The 16,384-nt window shown below is 40.9% G+C and carries 11 protein-coding genes, 1 tRNA gene and 2 pseudogenes; 9 read left to right on the top strand and 5 right to left on the bottom strand.

Features of this window, described 5'->3' with window-relative positions; all coding sequences use genetic code 11:
* Positions 1 to 49: 49 nt before the first annotated feature.
* The 6 genes from def to rplT all read left to right on the top strand — a co-directional run bounded on the left by def (position 50) and on the right by rplT (position 6,207).
* A complete protein-coding gene (gene def, locus BWI44_RS20805) occupies positions 50 to 604 on the top strand; it encodes a peptide deformylase (RefSeq protein ID WP_022393811.1) in 555 nt (184 codons plus the stop codon).
* Positions 605 to 720: 116 nt separating this feature from the next.
* Entirely contained in the window at positions 721 to 2,757 is a 2,037-nt protein-coding gene (locus tag BWI44_RS20800) for a tetratricopeptide repeat protein (protein WP_022393810.1), read from the top strand.
* 78 nt (positions 2,758 to 2,835) lie between these two features.
* On the top strand, positions 2,836 to 4,776 hold the full coding sequence (thrS, locus tag BWI44_RS20795) for a threonine--tRNA ligase (protein ID WP_195209152.1): 1,941 nt from the start codon (positions 2,836 to 2,838) through the stop codon (positions 4,774 to 4,776).
* A 122-nt stretch (positions 4,777 to 4,898) separates the two neighbouring features.
* Positions 4,899 to 5,495, top strand: a complete 597-nt coding sequence (gene infC / locus BWI44_RS20790) for a translation initiation factor IF-3 (protein WP_195209153.1) — start codon at positions 4,899 to 4,901, stop codon at positions 5,493 to 5,495.
* A gap of 67 nt (positions 5,496 to 5,562) precedes the next feature.
* Positions 5,563 to 5,760, top strand: a complete 198-nt coding sequence (gene rpmI / locus BWI44_RS20785; RefSeq protein ID WP_007214084.1) for a 50S ribosomal protein L35 — start codon at positions 5,563 to 5,565, stop codon at positions 5,758 to 5,760.
* A 96-nt stretch (positions 5,761 to 5,856) separates the two neighbouring features.
* Complete coding sequence (gene rplT, locus BWI44_RS20780; RefSeq protein WP_007214085.1) at positions 5,857 to 6,207, top strand: 50S ribosomal protein L20; 351 nt, start codon at positions 5,857 to 5,859, stop codon at positions 6,205 to 6,207.
* 902 nt (positions 6,208 to 7,109) lie between these two features.
* On the opposite strand, the gene BWI44_RS20775 is transcribed toward rplT, so the two are convergent.
* From BWI44_RS20775 to BWI44_RS20755, 5 genes are all read right to left on the bottom strand, one after another.
* Positions 7,110 to 8,417 (bottom strand): phenylacetate--CoA ligase, encoded by a 1,308-nt coding sequence (locus BWI44_RS20775; RefSeq protein ID WP_195209154.1) that lies wholly within the window; start codon positions 8,415 to 8,417, stop codon positions 7,110 to 7,112.
* 22 nt (positions 8,418 to 8,439) lie between these two features.
* On the bottom strand, positions 8,440 to 9,021 hold the full coding sequence (locus BWI44_RS20770) for an indolepyruvate oxidoreductase subunit beta (RefSeq protein WP_022393806.1): 582 nt from the start codon (positions 9,019 to 9,021) through the stop codon (positions 8,440 to 8,442).
* Between the two features lie 4 nt (positions 9,022 to 9,025).
* Positions 9,026 to 10,618: a thiamine pyrophosphate-dependent enzyme gene (locus BWI44_RS20765; RefSeq protein WP_195209155.1), complete on the bottom strand. Its 1,593-nt coding sequence runs from the start codon at positions 10,616 to 10,618 to the stop codon at positions 9,026 to 9,028.
* A gap of 98 nt (positions 10,619 to 10,716) precedes the next feature.
* Positions 10,717 to 11,754, bottom strand: a complete 1,038-nt coding sequence (gene mltG / locus BWI44_RS20760) for an endolytic transglycosylase MltG (protein ID WP_195209156.1) — start codon at positions 11,752 to 11,754, stop codon at positions 10,717 to 10,719.
* A gap of 86 nt (positions 11,755 to 11,840) precedes the next feature.
* Positions 11,841 to 11,913, bottom strand: a tRNA-Thr gene (locus BWI44_RS20755).
* 201 nt (positions 11,914 to 12,114) lie between these two features.
* Between BWI44_RS20755 and BWI44_RS20750 the strand changes: the two genes are divergently transcribed.
* From BWI44_RS20750 to BWI44_RS20745, 3 genes and pseudogenes are all read left to right on the top strand, one after another.
* Complete coding sequence (locus BWI44_RS20750; protein WP_171032168.1) at positions 12,115 to 13,791, top strand: polysaccharide biosynthesis protein; 1,677 nt, start codon at positions 12,115 to 12,117, stop codon at positions 13,789 to 13,791.
* Between the two features lie 135 nt (positions 13,792 to 13,926).
* Positions 13,927 to 14,128, top strand: a pseudogene (locus BWI44_RS22410) (hypothetical protein); the annotation flags it as partial.
* 179 nt (positions 14,129 to 14,307) lie between these two features.
* Positions 14,308 to 16,377: pseudogene (locus BWI44_RS20745) on the top strand (SLBB domain-containing protein); the annotation flags it as partial.
* Positions 16,378 to 16,384 lie beyond the last annotated feature (7 nt).

Genomic DNA, 16,384 nt, shown 5'->3' with positions numbered 1-16,384 from the left:
TATATATACTTATATATATTGATTTAGTAATTTGTAACTTAGAGAAAGAATGATTTTACCCATTTATGTATACGGTCAGCCCGTATTGAGAAAAGTGGCGGAAGATATTGCTCCCGACTATCCAAATTTGAAAGAGTTAATTGCGAATATGTTCGAAACGATGGATAATGCCGAAGGTGTAGGGCTTGCAGCACCGCAAGTAGGATTGCCTGTTCGTGTTGTAGTCGTTGATCTGGATGTATTATCAGAAGATTATCCTGAATATAAAGGTTTCCGGAAAGCATATATCAACCCCCATATCCTGGAAGTATCAGGTGAAGAAGTGTCTATGGAAGAAGGATGCCTGAGTCTTCCGGGTATTCATGAAGCTGTGAAGCGTGGTAATAAAATCCATGTAACGTATATGGATGAGGATATGGTAGAGCATGACGAAATTGTTGAGGGCTATCTGGCACGTGTGATGCAACATGAATTTGACCATTTAGAAGGAAAGATGTTTATTGATCATTTGTCTCCCTTGCGTAAGCAAATGATTAAGGGAAGACTGAATGCGATGCTAAAGGGAAAAGCTCATTGCACGTATAAAGTCAAGACTGTGAAATAAGCTAATCTTATAATAAGGTATAAAAGGCTCAAAAAATATAAAAAGTCTTCCGTTAATCCCGCCAAGTAAATGAAAAGCATTAAATTTGTTTCGTTTACAAGCATTTATAAGACAAGATGATAAAAAAGATACTGACGGCTTTCCTGTTGCTTCCTACGTTGCTGTGTGCGCAGATCAATACGGAGCGAGTGATGACAATCGCACGCAACGCGTTGTATTTTGAAGACTATGTGCTTTCTATCCAGTATTTCAACCAGGTAATTAACGCTAAGCCTTATTTATATGAGCCTTACTTCTTTCGCGGTTTGGCAAAAATCAATTTGGATGATTTCCAAGGTGCGGAAGCGGATTGCGATGCGGCTATCGATCGTAATCCTTTTGTTGTAGGTGCCTATCAGATACGTGGGTTGGCCCGTATCCGGCAGAATAATTATAACGGTGCTATTGAAGACTATCAGACGGCTCTGAAATATGATCCGGAGAATCTTGTTCTGTGGCATAATCTTTCTCTTTGCCATATGCAGAAAGAGGACTATGATGCGGCCAAAGAGGATTTGGGGAAACTGCTGAAGATAGCTCCTAGGTACACGCGTGCTTATCTGATGCGTGGCGAAGTGTCGTTGAAGCAAAAGGATACTATACAGGCTCTGAATGACTTTGAAACGGCAATTGATATGGACCGTTATGATCCTGATGGATGGAGCGCACGTGCTATTGTCCGTTTGCAACAGGGAAAGTATACAGATGCCGAAAGTGACTTGGATCAGGCCATTCATCTGAGTGCGAAGAATGCCGGTAATTATATCAATCGTGCATTGGCGCGTTTCCATCAGAATAATCTGAGAGGTGCTATGAGTGATTATGACCTGGCATTGGACATCGATCCGAATAACTTCCTGGGGCATTATAACCGTGGTTTACTTCGTGCACAGGTAGGTGACGATAACCGGGCACTTGAAGACTTTGATTTTGTTCTGAAGGTAGAACCGGATAATATGATGGCAACTTTCAACCGTGGTTTGCTCCGTGCACAGACGGGTGATTATCGTGGTGCTATCAGTGACTATTCGAAGGTGATTGACGAATATCCTAATTTTATGGCTGGGTACTATCAGCGTGCCGAAGCCCGTAAGAAGATCGGTGATCGTAAAGGCGCCGAAGAGGATGAATTCAAAATCATGAAGATGCAGATAGATAAGCGTAACGGGGTTACGACAAGCGATAAGGACGTTGCAGACAATAATCAGGATAATGAGGATACGAGCAAAACGCGTAAGAAATCCGATAAGAATATGGAGAATTACCGGAAAATCGTGATTGCTGATGACTCGGAAGAAGACCAGAAATATAAGAGCGACTACCGCGGTCGTGTTCAAGACCGGAACGTAGCCGTTAAGATGGAACCGATGTATGCATTGACATATTATGAGAAATCGAGTGAGGTGAAGCGCATTGTTCATTTCCATAAATATATTGAGGAGTTGAATCATGAGAAAATATTCCCGAAACCGTTGCGTATTACTAATATGGAAGCTCCGTTGACGGAAGAACAGGTGAAATTCCATTTTGCTCTGATCGATACCCATACTTCGGATATCGTATCCAATGATAAGGATGCCAAGAAACGCTTTCTGCGCGGACTTGATTTCTATCTGGTTCAGGACTTTGCCAGTTCTATAGATGACTTTACGCAGTCCATTTTGCTGGATGATAAATTCTTCCCGGCTTACTTTATGCGCTCGTTGGTGCGTTATAAGCAATTGGAATATAAGAAGGCGGAAGCCGGTTTGACCGAAGGTGTTCCCGGAGCTTCTGTTGATAGCAAGAATCAAGCGGAAGTAACCGCCTTGGATTATGATATTGTGAGAAAAGATTTGGATCATGTCATCCAATTGGCACCTGATTTTGTTTACGGATATTATAATCGTGCCAATGTGCTGTCCCTGTTGAAGGATTACCGTGGAGCATTGGTAGATTATGACAAGGCAATCGAACTGAATAAAGACTTTGCCGAAGCTTATTTCAATCGTGGTCTGACTCATATCTTCCTGGGTAATAACAAGCAGGGTATTACAGACCTGAGTAAAGCAGGAGAATTGGGTATTGTTTCTGCTTACAATATTATTAAGCGGTTTACCAATACTCGTGAATAACATTTTTTTGCTAAAAAATAAAATATCAAAAAGAATTAGCTATTTTTGCGTTCTGAAAATTGAAATATACACAACATTATGATAAAGATTACATTTCCAGACGGCTCCGTACGCGAGTATAATGACGGAGTAACGGGACTGCAAATTGCAGAAAGTATCAGCTCTCGCCTGGCACAGGAAGTGCTGGCATGTGGCGTGAACGGTGAGATTTATGATTTGGGGCGTCCTATCAACGAGGATGCTGAGTTTGTTCTCTATAAATGGGAAGACGAGCAAGGTAAGCATGCATTCTGGCATACCAGTGCTCACTTGTTGGCTGAAGCCTTACAGGAATTATATCCGGGTATTCAGTTCGGTATTGGTCCTGCCATTGAAAACGGTTTCTACTATGATGTGGATCCGGGTGAGGCTACTATTAAAGAATCTGACCTTCCGGTGATTGAGGCTAAAATGGCAGAACTGGTAGCAAAGAAAGAAGCTGTTGTGAGAGAAAGTATTTCAAAAGCGGATGCATTGACAAAATTCGGTGATCGTGGAGAAACTTATAAATGTGAATTGATCTCTGAATTGGAGGATGGTCACATTACTACTTATACGCAAGGTGCTTTTACGGATTTGTGCCGTGGCCCGCACTTGATGACTACTGCACCGATTAAGGCTATCAAATTGATGTCGGTAGCCGGTGCTTACTGGCGTGGACATGAAGACCGCAAGATGATGACGCGTATTTACGGTATTACTTTCCCGAAGAAAAAGATGCTGGATGAATATTTGGTTGTTTTGGAAGAAGCCAAGAAACGTGACCATCGCAAAATCGGTAAGGAAATGGATTTGTTCATGTTCTCTGATACGGTAGGTAAAGGCTTGCCTATGTGGTTGCCGAAAGGTACTGCATTGCGTCTGCGTCTGCAGGAATTCCTGCGCCGTATTCAGGCACGTTACGATTATCAGGAGGTTATTACTCCGCCGATTGGTAACAAGCTGCTGTATATAACTTCCGGTCACTATGCTAAGTATGGTAAGGATTCATTCCAACCTATTCATACACCCGAAGAAGGAGAGGAGTACTTCCTGAAACCGATGAACTGTCCTCACCACTGTATGATTTATAAGAATTCCCCGCGTTCATATAAGGATCTGCCTTTGCGCTTGGCTGAATTCGGTACGGTTTGCCGTTATGAGCAAAGTGGTGAATTGCACGGATTGACACGTGTACGTAGCTTTACACAGGATGATGCACATATTTTCTGCCGTCCTGACCAGGTGAAAGATGAATTCCTGCGCGTAATGGATATTATTTCTGTTGTGTTCCGTTCTATGGAATTTGCCAATGTGGAAGCGCAGATTTCCTTGCGTGACAAAGTGAACCGTGAGAAATACATCGGTAGCGATGAAAACTGGGAAAGAGCTGAGCAGGCTATCATCGAGGCTTGTGAGGAAAAAGGATTGACTGCCAGAATTGAATATGGTGAGGCGGCTTTCTATGGCCCGAAGTTGGACTTCATGGTAAAAGATGCTATCGGTCGCCGTTGGCAGTTGGGCACCATTCAGGTGGATTATAACTTGCCGGAACGATTTGAGCTGGAATATACCGGTGCTGATAACCAAAAGCATCGTCCGGTGATGATACACCGTGCACCATTCGGTTCAATGGAGCGTTTCGTTGCTGTGCTTATCGAGCATACGGCAGGTAAGTTCCCGTTGTGGTTGACACCTGAGCAGGTAGCTATTTTGCCTATCAGTGAGAAATTTAATGATTATGCACAGGAAGTGAAAAAGTTCCTGAAGCAATATGATATCCGTGCAATTGTGGATGAACGTAATGAGAAGATAGGACGTAAGATTCGTGATAATGAATTGAAGCGTATTCCTTACATGCTGATTGTGGGTGAAAAAGAAGCAGAAAACAGAGAAGTTTCTGTCCGCAAGCAAGGGGAAGGCGATAAAGGCACTATGAAATTTGAAGAATTTGCTAAAATTTTGAACGAAGAAGTTCAGAATATGATAAATAAATGGTAACTTTGCGCCCACTTGTGAAAGCATAGCATAAATGATGTTCTAAAGATAGCTTTTACCTAACATAAAAAAATAATAATTTGGGAGTAGTAAATAAGAAACAAACTGGAAATAGAGGTTATTTAATGAAAAATGACAGCTTAAAAGGGCAATACCGGATTAACGAACAAATCCGTGCCAAAGAAGTCCGCATAGTGGGCGATGAAGTAGAACCCAACGTATATCCGATAGCCCAGGCATTGAAGCTTGCCGAAGAGCGTGAGGTGGATCTCGTGGAAATCTCTCCAAACGCGCAACCCCCTGTTTGTCGTGTCATCGATTACTCTAAATTTCTTTATCAGTTAAAGAAGCGTCAGAAAGAACAGAAGGCGAAACAGGTGAAGGTAAACGTGAAGGAGATTCGTTTCGGTCCTCAGACTGATGATCACGATTATAACTTCAAGTTGAAGCATGCTAAAGGTTTTTTGGAAGAAGGTGATAAAGTAAAGGCTTATGTGTTCTTTAAAGGTCGTTCCATCTTGTTTAAGGAGCAAGGAGAAGTGTTGTTGCTTCGTTTTGCCAATGACTTGGAAGACTATGCAAAAGTAGACCAGATGCCAGTGCTGGAAGGAAAGAGAATGACTATTCAGCTTTCTCCGAAGAAAAAAGAAGTGCCTAAGAAGCCTGCTGCACCGAAATCTGCAGATGTTCCGAAAGCAGCTCCGGCTGAATCAGAAGAATAAAAGAAATGAGTAACGCCACAGGTATAGTGCGTTGCCATATAATTTAAATAATTTAAAAATAAGTAAGATGCCAAAGATGAAGACTAACTCCGGTTCTAAAAAGAGATTTACTCTTACCGGAACAGGTAAAATCAAAAGAAAGCACGCTTTTCACAGTCACATTTTGACTAAGAAAACTAAGAAGCAAAAAAGAAACTTGTGCCATTCAACTACAGTTGACGTGACGAATGTAAGCCAAGTTAAGGAACTCTTAGCAATGAAGTAAAAAGCGTACAAAGTATTTTAAAGTATTAACCGAATGCATTAGCTTTAAGTCCGTTGCGTGAAGTAATGGCGCTAACATTCAAAAATTAGTAAAACTATGCCAAGATCAGTAAATCACGTTGCTTCAAGAGCAAGAAGAAAGAAAATTTTGAAATTAACCAGAGGTTACTTTGGTGCAAGAAAGAACGTATGGACCGTTGCCAAGAATACTTGGGAGAAAGGTTTGACTTATGCGTTCCGCGACCGTAAGAACAAGAAAAGGAACTTCCGCGCTTTGTGGATTCAGCGTATCAACGCTGCAGCTCGTTTGGAAGGTATGTCTTATTCTAAGCTGATGGGTGCTTTGCACAAAGCAGGTATCGAAATCAACCGTAAAGTTTTGGCTGATTTAGCGATGAACCATCCGGAAGCTTTCAAGGCTATCGTAGCTAAAGCAAAGGCTGCTTAAGTTTATTTAGCAAATAGTTTACAAAGTGCTGATTACGAAGGAGTAATCGGCACTTTTTGCTTATAATAGGGAGAATATAATATAAAATGTCCTGTATGGAGGAAACAAAATCATGTTTTTCCTTGTTTCTTTGACAGAAACTTACTACATTTGTTGTAGAAAATATAGCCGCATTGATTGGATCGGGAAACTCATCAAACTATTATGAAATACCGAGACAAGCTTCGCTTCTCGATGGCGGGCCACGCCCTTCGGGGTAACTTTGAGTCGGTGGATTACAAAGAGGACGAGCGCTCAAATCATGTCATTCGGAGTTTCATCACATCATCGGTGCGGCTTTTTTATAAAGGGGAACGGTAATCTTGGTTGGTTACCGTTCCTTTTTCTTTGTACTTTCTACAATCCAAAGATTTCCACTTAGCCTCTATAAAGTGGTGTCGTAACTCAAATATTGTCAATAGCAAATTTATATATTATTAATGAAAGTCGGTTAGGAGACTGCTTTGGGGTAATGATATGCAATAAAAGAACTTTCGTTTCTTTTGCCAGTGTTTGTTGAGTCAAATGCTACATCTCAGTGCTCCCAATGCTACAGCTTAACAGGACAAATGCCACAGGTTGCAGGCTGCGAAGTGTGGAGTTAGAGATGGCGGACTGTGGCATTACGCTTGTATAAGTGTGGGCTTACGGTTGTGCAAGTGTAAGCTGACGGTTATATAAGCGTAAGCTTTTGGAGTCTGCTGCATGAGGGGCTAAAAAAACGGAGAAGCAAAAGCTTCCCCGTTTCTATATGGTGCGAAATATAATTCAGTGAAATAGTATCTATAAATGGATAGTACAAAGATACTGTATCAAAAAGGCGATGTCAAGTATTCCACTGATTATTTTGAAAAAAGGCTATTTTATTGGTTTTGCCGCAGATCTTTCACTCTGACGGCTTTTCCTTCGCTTTGAGGTAATGAACCTTTCTTCACGAGTTTCAATCTGGGAGTAACAAGTATTTCGTCTTTCAGTTGACGGGTAATATCTTTACGTACCTTCTCCAGTTCAATGTAATTATCAGTAGAAAGATCGCTGAGTTCTACCTCTACAATCATTTCGTCCTGGTTGTTTACGGTCTCTAAGGTAATAAGATAGTTGCTACCTAATTGTGGGAATTGTACCAATACTTTTTCAACTTGCATTGGGAAGATATTTACTCCCTTAATGATAAACATATCATCGCTGCGTCCCTTGATACGGTCGATGCGGAGGTGCGTACGTCCGCATCGACATTCTCCGGGAAGAATACGGGTAAGGTCACGGGTACGATAGCGTATAAGCGGCATCATTTCGCGATCAAGAGTGGTCAATACCAACTCGCCGATTTCTCCATCCGGAACGGGTTCTCCTGTTTCAGGATCGATTATTTCGACGAGGTAACAATCTTCCCAGAAATGCATGCCGTTTTGTTCCTGACATTCAAAAGCAACGCCGGGGCCATTCATTTCTGTCATACCGAAGCTGTTATAGGCTTTAACACCTAACATGCGTTCGATTTTCTTGCGCTGTTCGTCTGTATGGGGTTCTGCTCCGATAACAAGTGTTTTTAAACTGGTACTTGTCGGATCAATTCCTTCTTCCTGAATAACTTCTGCCAGGCGAATGGCATAACTGGGGATGGCATGGAGTGCGGTAGTCTTGAAATCTGTGATAAACTTGATCTGGCGTTTACTGTTTCCGGCTGCTGCAGGAACAGTCAGTGCACCCAAGCGTTCAGCGCCATATTGGAAGCCTAATCCTCCGGTGAACATACCATAGCCCGAACTGTTCTGGAAAACATCTGTTTTACGTATTCCTACAGTGTACAAGCAGCGTGCTACCAGATTGGCCCAAGAGTCCAAGTCGTGTTGTGAATGGACGATGACGGTAGGAGTACCGGTGGTTCCGCTTGATGAATGAATACGCACACCATCTTCCTGCATATTACCTGATACCATGCCGAATGGGTAGCAGGCACGCATATCGGATTTCGTGGTAAAAGGTATTTTCCGTATATCATCCAGACTTTGGATGTTGTCAGCTGTGATATTATATTCTTGAAATACTTTTTTATAGTACGGTGAATTAGCCGCAATCTTTATCGTTTTTTTGAGTCGTTGAAGTTGCAATTCCTGCAACTTCTCACGACTCATGGTTTCTATTTCTTCTTCCCAGTATTTGTTATTCATGGTGGTGTATTTTTGAGGGATCTTACATTAATTTCTCAGCAATTTCCTTTCCGGCTGCGAGTGCTTTAAGATTCATTTCCACTATGGCCTCGCCTTTACGTTCGAAGATTTCGCGGATACTGGTCTGTATTTTCTCGTAATCGATGCCGAGGAATGGGGTGGTGGCTCCCAGTAAAACAATATTTGCTACACGGATGGAACCAATTTCTTTGGCTACTTTGTCTACATTAAGAATGATCTTGTGAGGTAGCTTATCTAATTCCGCTCTTACGTCAGCTTCTGCCGGATAGTTTGGGATATTAATAAACGGTGTTTCGTTGGTCACCAGCCAGCCTTCAGGACTTAAGTAAGGAAGATAACGTAATCCTTCCATCGGTTCAAGTGAAATGATCAGATCGCATTTACCGGAAGGGATAAGATCGGAAGCGATAGGCTGATCGCTTATGCGCAAATTGGATTGTACATCGCCGCCACGTTGGCTCATGCCATGTACTTCCGCCTGTTTCATATATAGTCCGTCTTTAAGGGCGGCTTTACCAATTACAGTGGCGATAGAGAGGATACCTTGTCCGCCTACGCCGGAAAGTATAATATCTTTTTTCATGGTTTTACTTGTTTCGTTTTTTACGTGCTAAGGTTTGAATACATTCTCTGCGTGGAATGATAACGGATACACCGCGATATTCGATTTCTTCACGGATAATCTGCTTCATCTCTTCATAATTCTTTTTCAAGGGAACTACTACACGGATATGTTCGGGGGCTACGCCAATACCGGCACAGATCGCTTCAATACGTCCTGTTCCGGCCGAATCCTGGCCGCCTGTCATTGCAGTCGTTTCATTGTCTGAAATAACAATGGTAACATTTGCATTCTCATTGACGCAATCCAAAAGTCCTGTCATGCCGGAATGCGTGAAGGTGGAGTCGCCAATCACTGCTACTGCCGGATGAAGTTCGCCATCCGAAGCTCCTTTAGCCATGGTAATAGATGCACCCATATCTACACATGAGTTGATAGCATTAAATGGTGCATTGGCTCCTAAAGTATAACAGCCGATGTCACTGAATACTTTATGTGTCGGATATTCTTCTTTCAAAACCTGGGTGAGCGTAGTGTACATATCACGATGGCCACAACCTTCACATAGTGCGGGTGGACGCATTTCTACGAGCGAAGGAATACCAAACTCTGACTTGTTTTCTTTTCCCACAGCACGTGCCACCTTATCCGGATTTAATTCACCGTCTTGTGATAATGTGCCATCTAAGCGTCCTTTTACTTTTACGCCGATACCAAGATAACCTTTAAGTTGTTTTTCTACGAAAGGTTGTCCGTCTTCCAATACCAGAATCTCATCACAGGTTTCTACCAATTGTAGGAGCTGTTTCTTAGGTAATGGGTATTGGCCAATTTTCAATACGGGGTATTCGCAACCATCAGGATAGTTTTCCATCAGATAATTGTAGCCGATTCCACACGCTATGATACCTAACTTCTTATTAGGACCATCGGTATACTTATTATAAGAAGAGTTTTCAGATGCTTCAATAAATTCGGCTTGACGTTCTAATAAAACCTTATAGCGCTTGCGGGCGTTACCTGGCAACAAGATGAACTGGCGAGGGTCTTCACTGAATGACATTTGGTTTTGGGGTTGTTGTGGTTTTTGTTCTACACCGGAACGGGAGTGTGCCAGGCGGGTGACCATACGCATCAATACCGGTTCGCCAATCTTTTCAGAAAATGCGAATCCGTTGTAAACCATATCATATGCTTCCTGCTGATTGCTTGGTTCGTACATGGGGATCAATGAGAAATCACCATAAAAACGGCTATCTTGTTCGTTCTGTGAGGAGTGCATGCTGGGGTCATCCGCAGCTACTACAATTAATCCACCTTTTACACCTGTAACAGCTGAATTGATAAAACAGTCGGCAGCTACGTTCATGCCTACATGTTTCATGCAGACTAATGCTCGTTTACCGACAAATGACATACCTAATGCAGCTTCCATGGCTGTCTTCTCATTGGAGGCCCAACGGCTATGGATATTCTGTTCAACCGTAATAGGCGCCATTTGAATGTATTCTGTAATTTCTGTGGAAGGAGTACCGGGGTAGGCGTAAACACCTGAGAGTCCGGCATCTAATGCAGCTTGTGCAATGGCTTCATCGCCAAGTAAGAGTTGCTTGCTCATATCTGATTATTTTAATGTTAGTCATGATTATTAAAAAAGGAAATAATCTGCGTTTTTCACTCGCAAATATAGGCTTTTGCTTTTATTTTATCATGATTTTACTTGAAAATCTTTCTTTCGTTTAAAGCATTCCAATATTTTCTGGCATTTTTCATGTGATCAGCATAATTGGAAGCAAAATTGTGAGTACCTGAGAAATCTTCTTTTGCACACATGTAAATGTAGTCGTGCTTGGCATAGTTTAGTACTGCATCGATACCTATAGGTGAAGGTATACGTATGGGACCCGGAGGCAGGCCTGCATTTAAATATGTATTGTAGGGTGAGTTGACATTCAAATGTTCATTGGTTATTCTTCTTAAACCAAAGTCCTGGAGGGCAAACTTTATTGTTGGATCTGCTTGTAATGGCATACCTTTGTGTAAACGGTTAATATAGAGTCCGGCAACCATTGGTTTTTCCTCGTTGTTGTTGGTTTCCTCTTCGACAATAGAGGCAAGGGTAGAAACTTCTTCTGGTGTCATTCCGATAGATTCAGCTTTAGCCAATCGTTGCTGGTTCCAGAATTTTTCATGTTCTTTCTGCATACGCTCGAAAAATTCGTCTACACTCATATCCCAGTAAACTTGGTATGTTTCCGGAATGAACAGACTGGACATTGTTTCTTTTTTATATCCCATCCGCTTCTGGAATATAGTGTCATTCATTACAGTAGCAATTTCTGCAGAGTCGATCATTAACTGCTTACCAATGCTGCGGGCAAGTCTGTCTAAAGTGCGTACGTTGCTGACAGTAAGATTGATAGGTTCCTGATATCCCCGGTATAAACGGCTGAAGACATGATACACATTTTCTCCCGGGCGGATGGCATAGCGTCCGGTGTGGATAGTCGAATCATAATTGCGCCATCGGGTCATCCAGAGAAAACCTGTGAAACTTTTCGGATGTCCCTGTATTTTTACTTTATTATATATGGAGTCTATTGTATCGTCTTTGTCGATATAAATATAAGTAGTCTTTGGGGGATGAAATTGTGGGTAGAATATATAATAATAGAATGTTCCGGCACAAGCTACGCCTATAAGGAACAGCATTACCAATCCTCCTATGAGAATTTTTTTTGTCTTCTTTTTCATCTGTTTCTGAAGTTGTTTTAGTCTGGCAAAGGTAAGAAGAATCTATGAAATAAAAAAAGAGATGCATAAGCATCTCTCTCTTTCTGAGCCGCTAGCCAGACTTGAACTGGCGACCTACGCGTTACGAATGCGTTGCTCTACCAACTGAGCTATAGCGGCAACGTTTTTTTGTTTTTACGGGGTGCAAATTTACAGCTTTCTTCGAAACTACGAAAAGAAAAGAAGGTTTTTTTGAAAAAATCTTTCCTAAAGCTGTTTTTGAGGTCTGTTCTGTCATTTTCCTTCTAAAAAAATTGTTTTATCAATATAAAAAATACATCTTTGCAAAAGTGTATATCAACCTAAGATCTGACAATAATTATGAACCTAAAAGTTTATTATAGAAATCTTTCATCCCGCATTGCATCTAAATGGACGATTTTGGCTATTGATATCTGCTTGGTTGTGATTTCTATGCTTTTAGCATGCATACTTCAATTGGGAGTTTCTTCTATAATATATAAGGTGTCATTATATATATGGATGATTTTATTCTCGCTTTCTTGTAATCTGTGTTTCTTTTCTGTCTTCCATACCTATGTTGGAGTTATTCGTTTCTCTTCGTTTGTGGATATTTACAGAGTGTTTATATCTCTTACAATAAGCTATGGTTTATTGGGTATTGGTAATTTTTGTTGGTCGGCTTTTGGATTTGGAGAAACATTACCGAATGGGATTGTCTTTATAGCATATATTCTCAATTTTACTTTTATGGTATGTCTGCGCATTTTAGTGAAAATGCTGCATGAGGCTTTGTCTTTTGATGACCGGCACTGCGTAAATGTATTTATTTACGGCTTTCGTGGGACAGGAGTAAATATAGCTAAATCGATGCGGGTCAGTCGAAATAATCATTATCGTGTATGCGGCTTTATTTCAGATGAACCTTGGATGATAGGTAAGCATACAATGGGGTGTAGGGTTTATGCTAATAATAATAAGTTGTTTGAGCATTTGAAAAGAAAGAATGTACAAACGGTTGTTGTGGCACCGGATAAGCTGGCAGATTTGGAATCATCCGGTGTAATGGAGCGAATGTTGGCCCAAAATATTCATGTAATGACAGTACCACCCTTAAGTAACTGTCTGGATGACGGGATTATAAAAGATATTCATATAGAGGACTGGCTTCGTCGTGAGCCTATCCAGGCTGATATCCGAAAGATTGCTGCTTATATTGAAGGGCATCGGATATTGGTGACTGGTGCTGCAGGTGCTGTGGGACGTGAAATTGTTCATCAGTTGGCGGCTCTGAATCCTTATCAATTGATATTAGTTGATCAGGCTGAATCTCCTTTGTATGATGTTCAATTGGAATTATCAGATCATTGGAAGAACCTTGAAGTAAAGGTCCTGGTAGCGGATGTTGCTAATCGTAGTAGGATGGAAGCTATATTTAAACAGTATATACCACAGTTGGTCTTTCATGCAGCGGCTTATAAAAATATTTCTATGTTGGAGGATTATGCTGCTGAAGCGTTGCAGGTTAATGTTTTGGGCACTAAAAATATTGCAGATTTGGCAGTTAAATATAAGGTGTATAAATGTATGATGATTTCTACGAATCATGCTCTGTCACCAGTTCATGTAATGGGATACAGTAAGCGTTTGGCTGAAATCTATATGCAGGGACTTTCGCAAAAAATCAGGCAAGAGGAACTTACTGCTAAATTATTTGTAGTCCGTTTTGCGGATGTATATCCGGAGGCTCCCCGTAGTTTGATGACCTTACCGGAAGCTTGCCTACTGATATTGGAAGCAGGAAATCTTGGTGAAAATGGAGGTATATATGTCTTTGAGGATGAATCGGCGGAGGAAACTGAAGCTACATGTTATGACAAAGTGAGGAGAAGCAGGGAAGATATTGCAGGAGTTGATAAGGTCTGTAAACAGATTGATTCTTTAGTTGAAAAATACGAATCGGGTGAGCCTCTGACAATAATTAACGAAATGAAAAAAATAATTTCATGTATTGCTGAACATCCGGTAGAGGTCTGAGCTCTTGATAGAGACGGTTTTAAATTCTTTTTCCAAAATTTAGATGTAAAATAAATGGGCGTTATAAAATAATATGCTACCTTTGTGCCCGATTTATATTAATTGTAGGAATTCTAAAGATTAATCAAATATCTTATGCGCAGATTAATAACACTATTCTTTTTAATTTTCGTCCTTTCTGGAGTGGTTATGGCCCAGCAGATGTCGGATGATCAGGTTATTCAATACGTAAAGGAAGCAAATAAAAGTGGAAAAAGTCAGAAGCAGATAACCACTGAATTATTGCGTAGAGGGGTGACCAAAGAGCAAGTTAGCAGGATACAACAGAAATATTCGGAAAGTAATACTGTAAGTAATAAATCCAATGAAATGCCTTCTCAATTGCGTCAACGTACTTTAGTTGATGATGGGGGAGGACAGAGAAGAACTACTGATTATTCGGAAGTGGGAATGCTTGATGAGACTGTAGGGGGGAGAGTAGATAATAGGGCTGATAATACTGCTACTACAGATAATGCTTCTCAAATTTTTGGTCATGATGTATTTACAAACCGGAATTTAACGTTTGAACCGAGTATTAACCTAGCTACTCCGGTGGACTATCGTTTAGGACCTGGCGATGAGGTTATTATTGATGTTTGGGGTGCTTCGGAGAATACAATTCGCCAAAGTATTTCGCCTGAAGGAACTATTCAGGTGAGTGGGTTGGGACCTGTTCAGTTAAGTGGCATGACTGTAAAAGATGCCAATGCATATTTGCAACGTGAATTTTCAAAAATATACTCAGGAATATCAGGAAGTGAACCTACCTCTCAAATAAAGCTGACTTTAGGGGATATCCGGACTATACAGATTAATATAATGGGTGAAGTTGCTGTTCCTGGAACATATACATTATCCTCTTTTTCCTCTGTTTTCCATGCTTTGTATCGTGCTGGCGGTGTTAATAAAATTGGTAGTCTGCGTAGTATTAAGGTAGTTCGCAATGGTAAAACGATTGCTGATCTGGATGTTTATGATTACCTTATGAAGGGTAAGATGAAAGATGATATCCGTCTTCAGGAAGGAGATGTAATTATAGTTAACCCTTATGAATCTTTGGTGCGAATAGCTGGTAAGGTAAAGCGTCCGATGTTCTATGAAATGAAGCCAACAGAGACTGTTGCTACTATTTTGAATTATGCTGGTGGCTTTACTGGAGATGCTTACAAAAAGGCAGTTCGTATTATTCGTAAAAGTGGTCGCGAACATCAGGTATATAATGTAGACGAAATGGATTACTCTGTTTTCCGTTTGGATGACGGTGACTCCATTTCTGTAGATGCCGTATTGAAGCGTTTTGAGAATCGCGTAGAAATTCGTGGTGCTGTTTATCGCTCCGGTTTATATGAATTGAGTGGGACAGTAAATACTGTAAAGCAATTAATAAAGAAAGCTGAGGGATTAAGAGGTGATGCATTTTTGAATCGTGCACTTTTAGATCGTGAGAATGAAGATTTGTCTCATGAAGTAATTGCTGTGGATTTAGGCGGTTTGCTTAAAGGAACTGTAGCTGACATACCATTGCAGAAAAATGATATTTTATATATACCAAGCATTCATGACCTGAAAGAGGAGGAGACTATCTCTATTCATGGTGAAGTTGCAAATCCGGGTACATTCCTCTTTTCTAAGAATATGACTATCGAAGATTTGTTGGTTCAGTCTGGTGGCTTATTGGAAGCTGCTGCAACAACAAAGGTTGATATTACCCGTCGTATTAAAGATCCGAAGAGCACTTCTTTTAGCAGTGTTTTAGGAAAGACTTATTCATTTGATATTAAAGACGGCTTAGTAGTAGGTGGAGAAGGAGATTTCCACTTGGAACCGTTTGATGAAGTATATGTTCGCAAGAGTCCTGCATATCGCAAGCAGCAGAATGTAGTTGTTGCAGGGGAAGTACTCTTCGGTGGCAATTATGCTTTAGTGAAGAAGAATGAGCGTTTGTCTGATTTGATTTCAAAAGCTGGTGGAATTACTCCGGATGCTTATGTAAAGGGGGCGCGTTTGATTCGTAAAATGACGGAAGAAGAACAACGCCGTCAGGCCGATGCTGTTCGGATGGCTCGAATGGGAGAAGGAAAAGACTCTATTTCTGTTGAGAAGCTGAACATATCAGACACTTATACTGTTGGTATTAATTTGGAGAAGGCTATCTCTAATCCAGGTAGTGATTTTGACTTGGTTTTGCGTGAAGGAGATGTTTTATTCATTCCTGAATATATTAATACGGTAAAAATTAGTGGAGCGGTTATGTATCCCAATACTGTATTGTATAAGCGTGGTGAAAGTTTACGTTATTACATCAATCAGGCAGGTGGTTATGGTAATCTGGCCAAGAAGAAAAAAGCCTATGTAGTATATATGAACGGTACGGTATCCCGTCTGAAATCTCGTGATAAAAAGGCTATAGAGCCTGGTTGTGAGATTATTGTTCCAAGCAAGGAAGAAAAGAAGCGGATGAGTACTGCTGAGATTTTAGGTATGGGTAGCACAACCGCCTCCATTGCTGCTATGATTGCAACCATGGTTAACCTCTTTAAGTAATAGAAGT

This window comes from Bacteroides sp. Phil13 (assembly GCF_001940965.1).
Taxonomy (GTDB): Bacteria; Bacteroidota; Bacteroidia; order Bacteroidales; family Bacteroidaceae; genus Bacteroides; species Bacteroides intestinalis.
This window is presented reverse-complemented; position numbering and strand designations above follow the sequence as displayed.